The organism is Pseudomonas sp. 18175, from assembly GCF_050432925.1.
In the GTDB taxonomy this organism is placed as follows: domain Bacteria; phylum Pseudomonadota; class Gammaproteobacteria; order Pseudomonadales; family Pseudomonadaceae; genus Aquipseudomonas.
In genome coordinates this window covers 130,479-143,363 of sequence record NZ_JBKFTO010000007.1, presented here as the reverse complement: position 1 = coordinate 143,363, position 12,885 = coordinate 130,479, and the positions used below count along the sequence as shown (strand labels likewise).

Genomic DNA, 12,885 nt, shown 5'->3' with positions numbered 1-12,885 from the left:
CAGCTCATTGCCGGGGAGCCGGGATCTGGTCCAGCAACTGCTGGAGCACCTGGTCGACCTCCAGGCCATCAATGTCCAGCTCCGGTGCGATGCGTACCCGGTGGCGCAGCACGGCTAGCGCGCAGCCCTTGATGTCATCCGGCGTGACAAATTCGCCCCCGCGTAGCAGCGCGCGGGCGCGGGCGCCGCGTACCAAGGCGATGGACGCCCGGGGGCCTGCACCAATGGCCAGTCCCGGCCAACTGCGGGTAGCACGCGCCAAGCGTACGGCATAGTCGAGTACCTGCTCGTCCAGGGCCATTTCGCTAGCGGTCTGCTGCAATTGCAGTACGTCCTGAGCCTGCAGCACGGTACGCAGTGGATGCACATCCAGCATGTCGGCCCGGGACGAGCGGGTCACTTCGCGCACCATATCCAGTTCCTGCTGCGCATCGGGATAATCCATGCGCACCTTGAGCATGAAGCGGTCCAGTTCGGCTTCTGGCAGAGGGTAAGTACCTTCCTGTTCGATGGGGTTTTGGGTCGCCAACACCATGAACGGCTGGCCGATAGGCAGCGCCTCGCCTTCGAGGGTCACTTGCCGTTCCTGCATGGCTTCAAGTAGGGCTGCCTGGGTCTTGGCCGGCGCACGGTTGATTTCGTCGGCGAGCAATAGGTGGGTGAATACCGGCCCCTTGCGCAGTTTGAATTGTTCGGTGTGCAGGTCGTACACCGCATGGCCGGTGACATCGCTGGGCATGAGGTCAGGCGTGAACTGGATGCGTGCGAAGTCTCCATCGAAGCACCGCGCCAAGGCGCGCACCAACAAGGTCTTGCCCAGGCCTGGCACGCCTTCAAGCAGCACATGGCCGCCAGCGAACAGTGCGGTGAGGACATCATCGATCACCTGGTCCTGGCCAATCACGGCCTGACGCAATTCAGCGCGCAGGGCTTGGGCCAATTGTGTGGCACGTTGCAGGGTTTCGCTGGTCAGGGCAGTAGCCGTTGGAAATTCACTCATAGGGCGTTCCTGAGGGTTTGCAGGCACGCCACTTGACGGCTGAAATCGGCGCTGGAGAGCCGTTTTGCCGGGAGTGGGCCGAGGGCCTGGCTGATGACGTGAGAGGGTTGATGCGTCAGGTGTTCGAGCACCTGCCACTGTTCAGCGTTTTCGAGGTGTTCAAAGCCGGGATGACGGCGGCGGGCGGCGCGTAGGATGTCACGCTGCAACGCCTGTAGCAGGGTGCCCTGGCCTTTGCGGCGCAGCAGGAAGTCAGCGCTGGCTTTCAAGTGTTCCTGCAACTGTCGACGGGCCTTGGGGGCCGGCGCCTGGATCGGGCCCTGGCGCATGCCGACGTGCCAGAGAGCGAGCCCGATCAGGGCCGCGAGCGTCACCAGGGCCTGGGGGAAGTAACGGATCAGCAAGGTGAGCAGGTCATCCACATCGCTGTTGAACAGCAGGGTGACGGCGGTGCCCAGGCCCAGGTACCACAGCAGCCAGGCGTTATCGTGCTTACCGATGCCGGGGGTTTTCCACAGGTCGCTGTCGGTGATGATCGTCACGCGACCTTCTCCGAGGTTGAGTTGCATCAGGTGGCTGGAGTTGGCGCTGTTGGCCGAAAATTGTGCCAGGTGCCTGGGGTCGGTGAGGTTGAAATCGGTGTCGAAGTTGAAATAGGCCGGTGCGGTTTCATTGTCGACGTAGAGCTTGGTGAGGTCCGGCGCGGTCTTTTTACGAGTCGGGGCAGGCTCGTCGGGCTCGTCACTCAACGTCTGGTAGATATGCAGGCGATCAAGCAGCAGGTCGCCGCTTTTACCCGTTTCTTCATCCCAGAGCGCTTCGGCTACCAACAGCAGATGGCCGCCGGCCTTGACCCATGCCAGTAGTTGTTCGGCTTGGCGGGGCGACATGTTGCTACGTTCGCCCAGCAATAGAAGGCTATTGCCTTTGGAGGGCAGGGTTGCCAGCCGTTCAAGGCTATTGGCGTGCTCCACGACCAGCCCTTGCTGACGCAAAAAATGCTCGGCAGCCAGATACGGATTGGCGAGGGCCTCGGGGGAGGGGCCTCGATCTATCACTTCTTCATAGGGTATCGCCTTGTGCCAGGCGTAAAAGGCGCCGGCTCCGAGCAGGCACGCCAGCAGCAGGCCGACCCACAGCAATAGGCGATTCATTTCGCACCCCCCGAACTGAACAGCGCGCGCCAATCGCTACACAGCTTTAGCCGGGCAGACGCGGGGGGAAGCTGATGGCCGTAGGCAAGGTTTTGCCAGTGTTGGGTCAGTTCATCACTGAAGGCCAGCAGTTGCGGTTGTTGCAGTTGGTGAATATGCCCCAGGACCTGGCCCTCAGTGTCGGCGCTTTTCAGCGGCAGGTTGAAGTCATGCAGTAATCTGCTCAGCAGGCCGCGATACAGTAGGCCCAGGGCTTCCCGTGGCTGGGTTGCCCACAGTTGCTCGGCGGTACTGGCGATATCATCGGGCAATGTTTCTGCGCCAAGTTCCAGTCCGAACAGTTGCGTGGGGACAGGCTTGGCGGCTTTGGGCGTGCGTGGTCGGCGGCGGCTGACAAAGGTATGCAGCCAATCGCGATAGCGCCAGATTCCTATCGCTACGCCCGCAACCAACAGGCTCCATAGCAGCACTTCCAGGCCTTGGGCAACATGCTTGAACGAGTTGCTGTTGAGGCTATCCAGCAACGCCTGAAGCCACGCCGGAAGTTTTCCGTCGCTGTGCACTTTGTTTTTTATCGCAGGCTTTTCTTCGCCGAAACGATAGCGCGTAACGGTTTCCGGGTTTTTGAAGGGCGGTTTTTCCATCAGTGATTTGATGGATTGGCTCGCCCCTTGGGGGCTCAGTGGCTTGGTGCTATCTGCCATGGCCGGAGGGTTGAAAGACAGCAGCATCAGCCCGACAACCAATAAGGCCGACGACGCCACCGTGCTCAGGCGCTGGCGCAGGCGCCGGAAGACCAGTTCAAGGTCCCAGGCTTCCAGGACGGTCCGGCGATTGAGGTATAGGCTGAAGCCGCAGGCGACGTAGATGGGCTCCCAAAACACCAGGATCAAGGCGTAGAACCCATTGCTTAAGTGTTCCAGCCACAGTGCTTGCGAATTTGAAGCCAGTGCCAGGCGCTGCCAATTCCACCCCAGTTCAACCTGTTGCGGGATAAATAGATAAAACAGTGCCATGCAGCCGAACCAGAGGCCGATTTCCAGATGCACGCCTATGGTGGTCAGCCAGCGCGCTGCTCCGGCGTTACGTTGAAGCAGAACACCCAGGCGTTTTTGCCGCGCATCACCATCCAGGCCCTCAAGCTGGCTGACGGGCATGACAAAACTGCGGCTCAGACTGAGCCGTCGCCAGGTCAGGCTGGCCAACAGTTGGCCTTTGAGTAAGCGTGGCCATTGGCGCACCGCCTGCTTGAGTGTGGGCGTTTCGCCAAACAAGGCCTTGGACAGGATATACAGCGGCAGGCGGTCGAACGCAGGCTTGAACCACCAGAACACGAACATTGCTATCGACGGCGATTTCCACAGCAACGCAGTGAGTAGGGCAAACACAGGCAACGTCACCAGTGCCCAACTGCTCATCAACAGCAGTCGATGTTCTCGAGCCATTAACACGCCAAGGTCCATGGCTTCCCAAGAGGTGCGTGGGCGAATCACCACGCTGGCATCACTCAGGCGCATGACGAATCCTTCCGGCAAGGGTCAGGTAGGCGGCCACCAACAACCAGAGCAGCGTACCCACCAAGTATTTGATCCAGGGGGCGATCTGGGTAGTGGACGACCAATAGGCCTCGATAAATGCCGCAATCAGCAGGAACACCATCACACCGCACAGCATCCGCACGCTTTTAAGTGCCGCCAGCCGCAAGGACTCGCTACGCGCCAACTGCCCGGGGGCGATCAATGCCCAGCCCAGTTGCAGGCCAGCTGCACCGGCCAGGGCGATGGCGGTTAGCTCGAAGGCTCCATGGCCGATAACGAAGGACCAGAAGGTTTGGCCATAGCCGATCTCGGTCAGGTGCCCGGATATCGCACCAATGATCAGGCCGTTGAAAATCAGGAAAAACACACTGCCGAGGCCAAACAGCAACCCAGCGGCAAAGGTCTGGAAAGCGATACCGATGTTGTGCATCACGTAGTAGCCGAACATCATCCAGTCTTCGCTCGATGCACGTTCGGCAGCACGTCCCAGGCGGCTGGCATCGGGGTCGTACATGCCCTGCATCTCGGCCACCTGCTGGGGGCTGACGATGCTGTAGATCAGGTCGGGAAAGCAGTAGACCAGCAAGGCGATACCCGCCAGGCTGCCAAAAAAAAGCAGGCTGGCAATCAGCACGAACCGCCACTGTTCCCGCACCAGCCGAGGGAAGTCGGCCAGTATGAAAGCCAGCACGTTTGTCGCCAGTTGGCTGCGATGCCGGTACAGCTGTTGGTGGCCGCGCAAAGCCAGTTGTTGCAGTGGATCTACCAGATAACTGCTATAGCCGCGCTCCTGAGCCAGGGCTAGGTGTTGGCACAGGCGCCGGTATTGATGAGGGAAGTCGGCTACGTCACTGGCCTTGACCCTGCCTTGTTCCAACTGCTTGAGTTGATCAGCGAAGGCTTGCCATTGGGCCTGGTGGCGGTTTTCGAACAGGCTCTGTTTCATGTCGGCCCCAACAGGCCACGGGCCACACCATTAAGCTGTTCTACTGCGCGGCCCGGTGAAACCTGCAATGGGGTCGAGAGGATCGAGGCCAGTTCATGTACCCGTTCCGTAGACAGCTCACCCTGGCGCTCCGCGAAGCCAAGGATCGCCCGTTGTTCGCTCAACTCCAAGGCAAAGGGTAGGCGCAAGGCACTCGCAGGAGGAATTTGAGGGCGTACCAACGGCTTTTCGCTATAAATCACCAGCGTGCCAGCGGCCAGGTCACCGAGGCGTTTGAAGTGAGGATGCTGCAGGCAACTGATGGCGCCGAGAAAATAGCCGAAAGGCAGCATATCGACAAAGCGCAACAGGTTGCGGATCAGTGAGGCGGACCAGCCGATAGGCGTGCCGTCGTCTTGCACCACGCGCAACCCCATGACCTGTTTGCCGGGGGAGCACCCCTGATTGAGCACTTCGAACAGCACCATGTACCACCAACTGACCAGGAACAATAGCAGCGAACCCAGGCCGATACCGATATTGCCCAGCAACGCCAGGGGCACCAGCAGCACGCCCATGACCACTCCTCTTACGCCTAGATCGAAAGCAAAGGCCAGGGCACGTGGTACCAGGCCTGCCGGGCGCAGGGGCAGGTCGATACCTTCCGGGGTCTCGATCTGGTAGCGGGTGTCCAATGGGGCTGATGGCATCGCGATCCTTGGCAGTGCAGAGCGGCTGGGAGACACGGATGCTAGCAGTGTCGGCGATGGAAGCAACCATTCAAGATTTTACTGGATGTTTGTACAGTGTATTTGGCGCTGGCCGTAAGGGCTGCTCAACGCCTAGACTTTGTCGATCTTCAGTACAGGAATAGCCCGTGACCTCCATTTTCTGGTACGACTATGAAACCACCGGCATCAATCCGCGCAATGATCGCCCCCTTCAGGTAGCCGGTATGCGTACGGACCTTGAGCTCAATGAGATCGGCTCGCCAGTCAATCTCTATTGCCAGCCCAGCGACGATATCCTGCCCCACCCGGCCGCTTGCGCGATTACCGGCATAACCCCGGGGGTATTAGCGGAAAAAGGCCTGGCCGAGGCGGACTTCATGACCCGCGTACACGCGGAACTGGCCGCCCCCGGCACCTGTGGCGCCGGTTACAACACCTTGCGTTTTGACGATGAAATGACGCGCTACAGCCTGTATCGCAATTTTTTCGACCCCTACGCACGTGAATGGCAGGGCGGCAACAGCCGCTGGGACTTGATCGATGTGGTTCGTGCCGCTTACGCACTGCGCCCGGACGGGCTCGTTTGGCCGCAACAGGACGGGCGTGTGACCCTCAAGCTGGAGCGCCTGACCGAAGCCAATGGTATCGACCATGGCCAGGCCCACGATGCGCTGTCCGATGTCCGCGCGACGATTGCGCTGGCCCGATTGGTTCGCGAAAAACAGCCCAAGTTGTACGACTGGTTGTTCCAACTGCGCAGCAAACAAAAGGTGATGGACCAGATACGGCTGTTGCAACCGATGGTGCATATTTCCGGACGTTTTTCGGCTGAACGCCATTACCTGGGTGTGGTACTGCCCCTGGCCTGGCACCCGCGTAATCGCAATGCGTTGATCGTTTGCGATCTTGGTCTCGACCCCCAAGGGCTGCTGGACCTGGACGCTGATACCTTGCGCCAGCGTCTATATACCCGCCGTGATGACCTGGCTGCCGGCGAGTTGCCCGTGCCACTCAAATTGGTGCATATCAACCGCTGCCCGGTGGTCGCACCGTTGAATGTATTGCGGGCCGAAGACCGTGAGCGCCTGCAATTGGATATGGATAGTTATCAGGCACGCGCACTGCGGCTAACCGCCGCACAAGAACTTTGGCGCGATAAGTTGGCGGCCATCTACGCCGAGGAGGAGTTCGCACCGAATGCCGACCCGGAACAGCAGCTTTACGATGGCTTTATTGGCGACCGGGATCGGCGTTTATGCGAACAAGTCCGGGCTGCTGAGCCCTCGCAATTAGCCCGCCAGCAGTGGCCTTTTGATGATCAGCGTTTGCCTGAATTATTGTTTCGCTACCGGGCGCGTAACTTCCCCGATACCTTGAACAGCGAGGAGCAACAACGCTGGAAACTTTTCTGTCAGCAACGCTTGTCAAACCCGGAGTGGGGGGCGCCGAATACCCTGGAAGCATTTAATAATGCGCGGCTGGAGTTGGCAGTTAGTGCGACGCCATTTCAGCTTGGGGTTCTGGACCAATGGCAGGAATATGCGGACTGTTTAGCCGCCCGTGTGAATCTGTAGTCGGTTTTACCCAACAGACAGGCAATAAAAAACGCCAGCGAGCTGGCGTTTTTCAATGTGTCGCGTTTCAAGCGTAAGCTTTGCGAGGCTTAGCCCAGCAGGGTAGCCCAGCCTTCAACCACGTCACCGCCCCACTTGGCTTTCCACTCTTTCAGAGTTTTGTGGTTGCCACCTTTGGTTTCAATCACTTCGCCGTTGTGTGGGTTTTTGTATTGTTTGACCTTGCGAGCACGCTTGGTGCCGGTAGTTTTCACGGCGCCGCGCGGTGCTTTAACTTTCGACTCTGGATCCAGCAGCGCGATGATGTCACGCAGGGATTTGGAGTATTCACCCATCAGGGTGCGCAGTTTGCCTTCGAATTCCAGCTCGGTTTGCAGTTTGTCGTCTTGGGACAGGTTCTTCAAACGAGCTTGCAGCTCTTTGATAGCTTCTTCGGTGGCGCGGTATTCGTTGATCAGAGACATGTGGACTACCTTATGTAGAGCGCTGATTGACAGGGAGAGTGGCTCAATAATAGTCAGGCGATTTCCTCAAGTAAACATTTAAGGACGCATTTAGGTGAATTACTTTGAATGTTTTTAGCAAACCCCTGCAATCGAGTTAATTACTAGGTCGTATGCCTAAAGATAATTTTCTTGAAAGGCCCGAAGCGGACAGAGCATGACGCGCAAGAATCATATTAAGGTGGTAAACCCATAGGCTATTAAGGGAGAAGCCGGAGGGGGCGATCAGAATAGGCGTTAACCAATAATGCAGTTTTGCTGCGCAATCGCTAGAATGGCGGCCTTTGCGAAGTTCTGGAGTCTCCCCCTAATGCGCACTTTTCGGCTGGTGATTGCTTGCCCGGACCGGGTAGGTATCGTTGCCAAAGTCAGTAACTTTCTGGCGTCCCACAACGGCTGGATCACCGAGGCGAGCCATCACTCGGACAATCTCAGCGGTTGGTTCTTCATGCGTCACGAAATTCGTACCGATTCGCTGCCGTTCGGCCTGGATGCCTTCCGCGAGGCCTTTGCGCCCATCGCCGAAGAGTTTTCGATGACCTGGCACATCACCGACACCGAGCAGAAAAAACGCGTGGTGTTGATGGCCAGTCGTGAGTCCCACTGCCTGGCCGACTTGCTGCACCGTTGGCACAGTGATGAACTCGATTGTGAAATCGCCTGCGTAATCTCCAACCATGACGACCTGCGCAGCATGGTCGAATGGCACGGCATTCCTTACTACCACGTGCCGGTCAATCCGCAGGACAAAGAACCGGCGTTCGCCGAGGTGTCCCGTCTGGTCAAGCAGCACGAGGCCGACGTCGTAGTACTGGCGCGTTACATGCAGATTCTGCCGCCGGAACTGTGCCGTGAATACGCTGGCAAGGTGATCAACATTCACCACAGCTTCCTGCCCTCGTTTGTCGGTGCCAAGCCTTACCACCAAGCTTCGCTGCGTGGCGTGAAGTTGATCGGCGCGACCTGTCACTACGTGACCGAAGAGCTGGACGCCGGCCCGATCATCGAGCAGGACGTTGTACGCGTCAGCCATAGCGACAGCATTGAAGACATGGTGCGTTTCGGCCGCGATGTCGAGAAGATGGTCCTGGCCCGTGGCCTGCGTTACCACTTGGAAGATCGCGTGCTGGTGCACGGCAACAAGACTGTCGTGTTCTGATCGACGGGTTTGAGATTGAAGAATAAAGGGCCTGGGCGTTAAATCGTCCCAGGCCCTTTTTCTTTGCCCGCTGTTAAGGAGTGACCGATGAGCGACCCACTGGACAAAGCCACTTCCAAAGCCCCAGCGACGTTGGGGGAGGGTTGTTTGAGCCGTTATGACCCGGATGACCTGAGCACTGAAGACGGCACCGATTTTCCAGGTGCCGCCGAGTTGTGGGAGCGTGAGCAGGGTAAGTCCGAGCCCAAGGGCGACTAGCGGCTCGTGCAATCAGATGCGGAAACTGCCCACCAGTTGCTTCAGGCGTGCGGCCTGCTGTTCCAGGTCGGCACAGGCGCGCAGGGTTGATTGCAGGTTTTCTACACCTTCCTGGTTGAGGGTGTTGATCTCGGTAATGTCCATGTTGATCGACTCCACGACCGAGGTCTGTTCTTCGGTGGCGGTGGCGACCGATTGGTTCATGCCGTCGATCTCGCCAATGCGCTGGGTCACGCTGTTCAGGCGTTCGCCGGCCAGGTTGGCGATCTCTACGCTGTCATGGCTGTGACGCTGGCTTTCACTCATGGTGCTGACCGAATCCCGGGCGCCGACTTGCAGCTCTTCGATCATCTTTTGCACCTGTTGGGCCGATTCCTGGGTGCGATGCGCCAAGTTACGCACTTCATCGGCAACCACCGCAAACCCACGGCCGGCTTCCCCTGCACGGGCCGCTTCGATGGCAGCATTCAGCGCCAGCAGGTTGGTCTGCTGGGAGATGCTGGTGATCACTTCCAGAATCTGCCCGATATTCACCGTCTTGCTATTGAGCGCTTCGATGTTGCTGCTGGAGGCGCTGATCATCGCCGACAGTTGGTTCATCGCCTTGATATTGCGCTCTACCACTTGCTGGCCGTCTTCGGCCAAGTGCCGGGCGTCGCTGGCCTGATGTGAGGCCTGTGCGGCATTGCGGGCGATTTCCTGGGCGGCGGCCCCCAGTTCATTGATGGCGGCGGCGACGCTATTGGTGCGGTTGGCTTGCTCGTCGGAATTGACCATCGACGAGTTGGATGCGCTGACCACCCGCAGTGCCACTTCATTGACCTGCTCGGTGGCCGAGGACACTTCGCGGATCGATGTGTGAATGCGCTCCACGAAGCGGTTGAATGCGTTACCCAGGGTGCCGAACTCGTCGTGATTCTGGATGGTCAAGCGGCGGGTCAGGTCGCCCTCGCCATCGGCGATATCCTGCATGGCGCGGGTCATCAGGTGTAGAGGTTGCAGCAGGACGCCGATCAGCATGCCCAGCAAGGCGATGATGATCACCACGGCAATGACGGTGGCGATCACCGCCGAGTTGCGGAATTCGCTGAGCATGGCGAAGGATTTGTCTTTATCCACCGAAATGCCGAGGTACCAGTTCACCGATGGCAGGCCCTTGATGGGGGTAAAGGTCACGATGTTGTCTTTGCCGTTGGCTTCGACTTCGCTGAAATCACTGCTGATCTTCGGTGTGTTTTTTGGATACATGTCGGCCAGGGTTTTCATCACCAGGGCTTTGTCCGGGTGCACCAGTACCTTGCCATCGGCGCTGACCAGGAACGCATAGCCGCGGCCACCGAATTTCAGCGCGCCAATGTTATCCACCAGGGTTTGCAGGCTCAGGTCGCCACCGACCACGCCGATGCTCTGGCCGGCCTTGGTGCTTGGGGTGGCGATGGAAATGATCAATTGGCCGGTGGCCGCATCGATATAGGGCTCGGTCAGGGTTGAACCGTTGCTGCTTTGGGCACCCTTGTACCAAGGGCGCACACGCGGGTCGAAACCGTCCGGCATCTTGGTGTCGGGGCGGATAGTAAAGGCACCTGTACTGTCGCCCACGTAGGTAGCCATGAACGAAGATGTCAGGGTTTTCTGTTCCAACAGGCTGGCAGCGGCCGAGGGGGCGGTGGCGATGTTCTGCGCGGCGTTCTCTACCAAGGCAATGCGCCCGGTGAGCCAGGTTTGAATGTTGCCGGCGGTGACATCGCCCATTTCATGCAAATAGTTGTTGAGGTCGTTACGCAGGGCGTTGCGTTGCAGGTAGTCGTTGTAGAGGGTAAACAGCGCAAAAGCGGCGATGACGATAAGGGAGGCTGCAAGCAGGATTTTGTGGCTGAAGCGCAGATTTTTGTTCATGGCTTGTAGGGTCCGCTAAGGTCTTAATATCAATGCGCGCCCTTGTGGGAGGCGCAGAATGGCAGCGTCAAAAAAGGTGTGATACTTCTTGTGATAGTTCCTTTTGTTTTGTGGGAATCATCTGACCTATTTTTAGACTTTGTGGGTCTCACATCCGTCTGTATCGACCTGGCGGCACTTAAGATTAACCATGGGTGACAAAATGCCTCACGCCTCGCAACTCTTGATCGGCGCAGACCTTGAAGGCCAGCCAATCGCCCAGGCGATGCGCCTGGCCAATCGCCATGGGCTTATTGCCGGTGCCACCGGTACGGGCAAGACCGTCACCTTACAACGCCTGGCGGAAGCCTTCAGTGATGCGGGAGTGGCGGTGTTCGCTGCCGATATCAAAGGCGACCTGTGCGGCCTCGGTGCCGCCGCCAACCCTCAGGGCAAGGTGGCCGAGCGTATTGCCGGCATGCCGTTCCTGGATTACACAGCCAAGGCATATCCGGTGACGTTGTGGGATATCCACGGTCAGTCTGGTCATCCGTTGCGTACCACCATCAGCGAAATGGGCCCGTTGTTGCTCGGCGCCCTGCTGGAACTCACCGACAGCCAACAATCGGCGCTCTACGCCACCTTTAAGGTGGCGGACCGTGAGGGTCTGTTGCTGCTGGATCTCAAAGACCTCAAGGCGTTGCTCAATCACCTGCGTTATCACCCCGAGTTGCTGGGGGACGATGCTGCACTGATGACCACCGGTTCCAGTCAGGCGCTGTTGCGGCGCCTCGCGGTTTTGGAGCAACAGGGCGCCGAAGCCTTGTTTGGCGAGCCGGCCCTGCAACTGGAAGATATCTTGCAGCCGACCAGTGACGGCCGCGGGCGTATTCACCTGCTGGACGCCAGCCGCCTGGTGCACGAGGCGCCGAAGGTGTACGCGACCTTCCTGTTGTGGCTGCTGGCTGAGTTGTTCGAGCAGTTGCCGGAGCGCGGCGATGCGGACAAGCCGCTGCTGGCGTTGTTTTTCGATGAGGCGCATTTGTTGTTTGCCGATACTCCCAAGGCGTTGCAAGAGCGCCTGGAGCAGGTCGTGCGGTTGATTCGCTCCAAAGGGGTTGGCGTGTATTTCGTCACGCAGTCACCCGGTGACCTGCCAGACAGCGTGCTGGCGCAACTTGGGCTGCGTATCCAGCATGGCCTGCGGGCATTTACCACCAAAGAGCAGAAGTCTCTGCGGGCGGTGGCGGACGGTTTCCGGCCAAACCCGGCGTTTGATGCCTTGGCGGTGCTGACTGAGTTGGGCACGGGTGAGGCGTTGGTGGGAACCTTGCAGGAAAAAGGCACGCCGGAGGTGGTCCAGCGCGTGTTGGTGGCGCCGCCACAGTCGCGGATCGGGCCACTTAGCGAGGCCGAGCGCGCCGCACTGATTGCCAGTTCTCCACTGCTGGGGCGCTACGACAAACCCATCGACCGGGAGTCTGCCTATGAAGTGCTGATGGCGCGTAAGGAGCTGGGCCCGACGGAGGGCGCCGCGCCTGCGGCCGAGGAGCCGAGCTTTACCGACAAGGCCGGTGCGTTTCTGGGGACTACGGCGGGCAAGGCGCTCAAGTCGGCGATGCAGCAGGCGGCCAATCAGATGGGGCGTCAGTTGGTACGTGGGCTGTTGGGCTCGTTGCTGGGCGGCAGTAAGCGCAAATAACGGTTCAGGCCTTGGGCTTGGCGTGAGCGGCCAACCGCTCAAGCGCTGCGCGCAAGCCTGGGTCGCTGATGCCGTCGGCCGTTGCCTGAATGGTTTCGGCCGCATTCTCCGATAAGTCCATGGTATGCCCCACCGCACCTTGCTGGACGGTCGGTGGCTGCACCTTGAACTGGATACGCATCAGGCTGGCGAACTCGTCAAAAGCCATTAATTGCCGTTGCAGGCGTTTTTGCTGGTAGCGCAAGCGGGTCGCCCAATGGCCATCCGTGACAATTAGCAGCAGGTTGCCCTCACGCCACGACGCCACATGACAATGTTCACGTGCTGCCGGTTGCAGTTGGCTTTCGAGCAGGCGTTGCAGATGGCCCAAGCGTTGCGCATGGCCAAAGATGGCTTTCAACGGCTTGGCTTCGCGAAGCAACACGCTGGGCGCGCGGGCTGTAAGAGGGCGAAATGCCATGATTAG

General features: G+C 59.0%; 12 protein-coding genes and 1 pseudogene. 4 read left to right on the top strand and 9 right to left on the bottom strand.

Features of this window, described 5'->3' with window-relative positions; all coding sequences use genetic code 11:
• Window positions 1–4 precede the first annotated feature (4 nt).
• The 5 genes from ACLD1Y_RS11965 to ACLD1Y_RS11945 are packed head-to-tail and all read right to left on the bottom strand — an operon-like array spanning window position 5 to window position 5,327.
• Window positions 5–1,000, bottom strand: coding sequence for an AAA family ATPase (locus ACLD1Y_RS11965; protein WP_429478183.1), 996 nt, complete (start codon window positions 998–1,000; stop codon window positions 5–7).
• Entirely contained in the window at window positions 997–2,154 is a 1,158-nt protein-coding gene (locus tag ACLD1Y_RS11960) for a DUF4350 domain-containing protein (protein WP_429478182.1), read from the bottom strand. The genes ACLD1Y_RS11965 and ACLD1Y_RS11960 overlap by 4 nt, the downstream gene beginning before the upstream one ends.
• Window positions 2,151–3,671, bottom strand: coding sequence for a DUF4129 domain-containing protein (locus tag ACLD1Y_RS11955; protein ID WP_429478181.1), 1,521 nt, complete (start codon window positions 3,669–3,671; stop codon window positions 2,151–2,153). Before ACLD1Y_RS11955 ends, ACLD1Y_RS11960 begins: the two co-directional genes overlap by 4 nt.
• Window positions 3,658–4,638, bottom strand: a complete 981-nt coding sequence (locus ACLD1Y_RS11950) for a stage II sporulation protein M (protein ID WP_429478180.1) — start codon at window positions 4,636–4,638, stop codon at window positions 3,658–3,660. The genes ACLD1Y_RS11955 and ACLD1Y_RS11950 overlap by 14 nt, the downstream gene beginning before the upstream one ends.
• Window positions 4,635–5,327: an RDD family protein gene (locus ACLD1Y_RS11945; protein ID WP_429478179.1), complete on the bottom strand. Its 693-nt coding sequence runs from the start codon at window positions 5,325–5,327 to the stop codon at window positions 4,635–4,637. Before ACLD1Y_RS11945 ends, ACLD1Y_RS11950 begins: the two co-directional genes overlap by 4 nt.
• Window positions 5,328–5,494: 167 nt before the next feature.
• Here ACLD1Y_RS11945 and sbcB point away from each other — a divergent pair, with 167 nt between their 5' ends.
• The gene (sbcB, locus tag ACLD1Y_RS11940) at window positions 5,495–6,922 is read left to right on the top strand and encodes an exodeoxyribonuclease I (RefSeq protein ID WP_429478178.1); all 1,428 of its coding nucleotides are present in this window, start codon (window positions 5,495–5,497) and stop codon (window positions 6,920–6,922) included.
• An 89-nt stretch (window positions 6,923–7,011) separates the two neighbouring features.
• Here the strand turns inward: sbcB and mvaT are convergent, their stop codons facing one another.
• Window positions 7,012–7,386: a histone-like nucleoid-structuring protein MvaT gene (gene mvaT, locus ACLD1Y_RS11935; RefSeq protein WP_005790963.1), complete on the bottom strand. Its 375-nt coding sequence runs from the start codon at window positions 7,384–7,386 to the stop codon at window positions 7,012–7,014.
• Window positions 7,387–7,735: 349 nt separating this feature from the next.
• Between mvaT and purU the strand changes: the two genes are divergently transcribed.
• Window positions 7,736–8,584, top strand: coding sequence for a formyltetrahydrofolate deformylase (gene purU / locus ACLD1Y_RS11930; protein ID WP_429478177.1), 849 nt, complete (start codon window positions 7,736–7,738; stop codon window positions 8,582–8,584).
• Between the two features lie 87 nt (window positions 8,585–8,671).
• A complete protein-coding gene (locus tag ACLD1Y_RS11925) occupies window positions 8,672–8,842 on the top strand; it encodes a hypothetical protein (protein ID WP_429478176.1) in 171 nt (56 codons plus the stop codon).
• 12 nt (window positions 8,843–8,854) lie between these two features.
• On the opposite strand, the gene ACLD1Y_RS11920 is transcribed toward ACLD1Y_RS11925, so the two are convergent.
• Window positions 8,855–9,619, bottom strand: coding sequence for a methyl-accepting chemotaxis protein (locus tag ACLD1Y_RS11920; RefSeq protein ID WP_429478279.1), 765 nt, complete (start codon window positions 9,617–9,619; stop codon window positions 8,855–8,857).
• Between the two features lie 93 nt (window positions 9,620–9,712).
• Window positions 9,713–10,738, bottom strand: a pseudogene (locus tag ACLD1Y_RS11915) (HAMP domain-containing protein); the annotation flags it as partial.
• A 202-nt stretch (window positions 10,739–10,940) separates the two neighbouring features.
• Between ACLD1Y_RS11915 and ACLD1Y_RS11910 the strand changes: the two are divergent.
• Complete coding sequence (locus ACLD1Y_RS11910) at window positions 10,941–12,419, top strand: helicase HerA-like domain-containing protein (RefSeq protein ID WP_429478278.1); 1,479 nt, start codon at window positions 10,941–10,943, stop codon at window positions 12,417–12,419.
• 4 nt (window positions 12,420–12,423) lie between these two features.
• Here ACLD1Y_RS11910 and ACLD1Y_RS11905 read toward each other — a convergent pair whose 3' ends face one another.
• A complete protein-coding gene (locus ACLD1Y_RS11905) occupies window positions 12,424–12,879 on the bottom strand; it encodes a DUF721 domain-containing protein (protein ID WP_429478175.1) in 456 nt (151 codons plus the stop codon).
• Window positions 12,880–12,885: the final 6 nt, after the last annotated feature.

Excerpts from the sequence above, each read along its gene's own strand:
- ACLD1Y_RS11965 (WP_429478183.1), bottom strand. The coding sequence starts at position 1,000 with ATGAGTGAATTTCCAACGGCTACTGCCCTGACCAGCGAAACCCTGCAA.
- ACLD1Y_RS11960 (WP_429478182.1), bottom strand. The coding sequence starts at position 2,154 with ATGAATCGCCTATTGCTGTGGGTCGGCCTGCTGCTGGCGTGCCTGCTC.
- ACLD1Y_RS11955 (WP_429478181.1), bottom strand. The coding sequence starts at position 3,671 with ATGCGCCTGAGTGATGCCAGCGTGGTGATTCGCCCACGCACCTCTTGG.
- ACLD1Y_RS11950 (WP_429478180.1), bottom strand. The coding sequence starts at position 4,638 with ATGAAACAGAGCCTGTTCGAAAACCGCCACCAGGCCCAATGGCAAGCC.
- ACLD1Y_RS11945 (WP_429478179.1), bottom strand. The coding sequence starts at position 5,327 with ATGCCATCAGCCCCATTGGACACCCGCTACCAGATCGAGACCCCGGAA.
- mvaT (WP_005790963.1), bottom strand. The coding sequence starts at position 7,386 with ATGTCTCTGATCAACGAATACCGCGCCACCGAAGAAGCTATCAAAGAG.
- purU (WP_429478177.1), top strand. The coding sequence starts at position 7,736 with ATGCGCACTTTTCGGCTGGTGATTGCTTGCCCGGACCGGGTAGGTATC.
- ACLD1Y_RS11925 (WP_429478176.1), top strand. The coding sequence starts at position 8,672 with ATGAGCGACCCACTGGACAAAGCCACTTCCAAAGCCCCAGCGACGTTG.
- ACLD1Y_RS11920 (WP_429478279.1), bottom strand. The coding sequence starts at position 9,619 with ATGGTCAATTCCGACGAGCAAGCCAACCGCACCAATAGCGTCGCCGCC.
- ACLD1Y_RS11910 (WP_429478278.1), top strand. The coding sequence starts at position 10,941 with ATGCCTCACGCCTCGCAACTCTTGATCGGCGCAGACCTTGAAGGCCAG.
- ACLD1Y_RS11905 (WP_429478175.1), bottom strand. The coding sequence starts at position 12,879 with ATGGCATTTCGCCCTCTTACAGCCCGCGCGCCCAGCGTGTTGCTTCGC.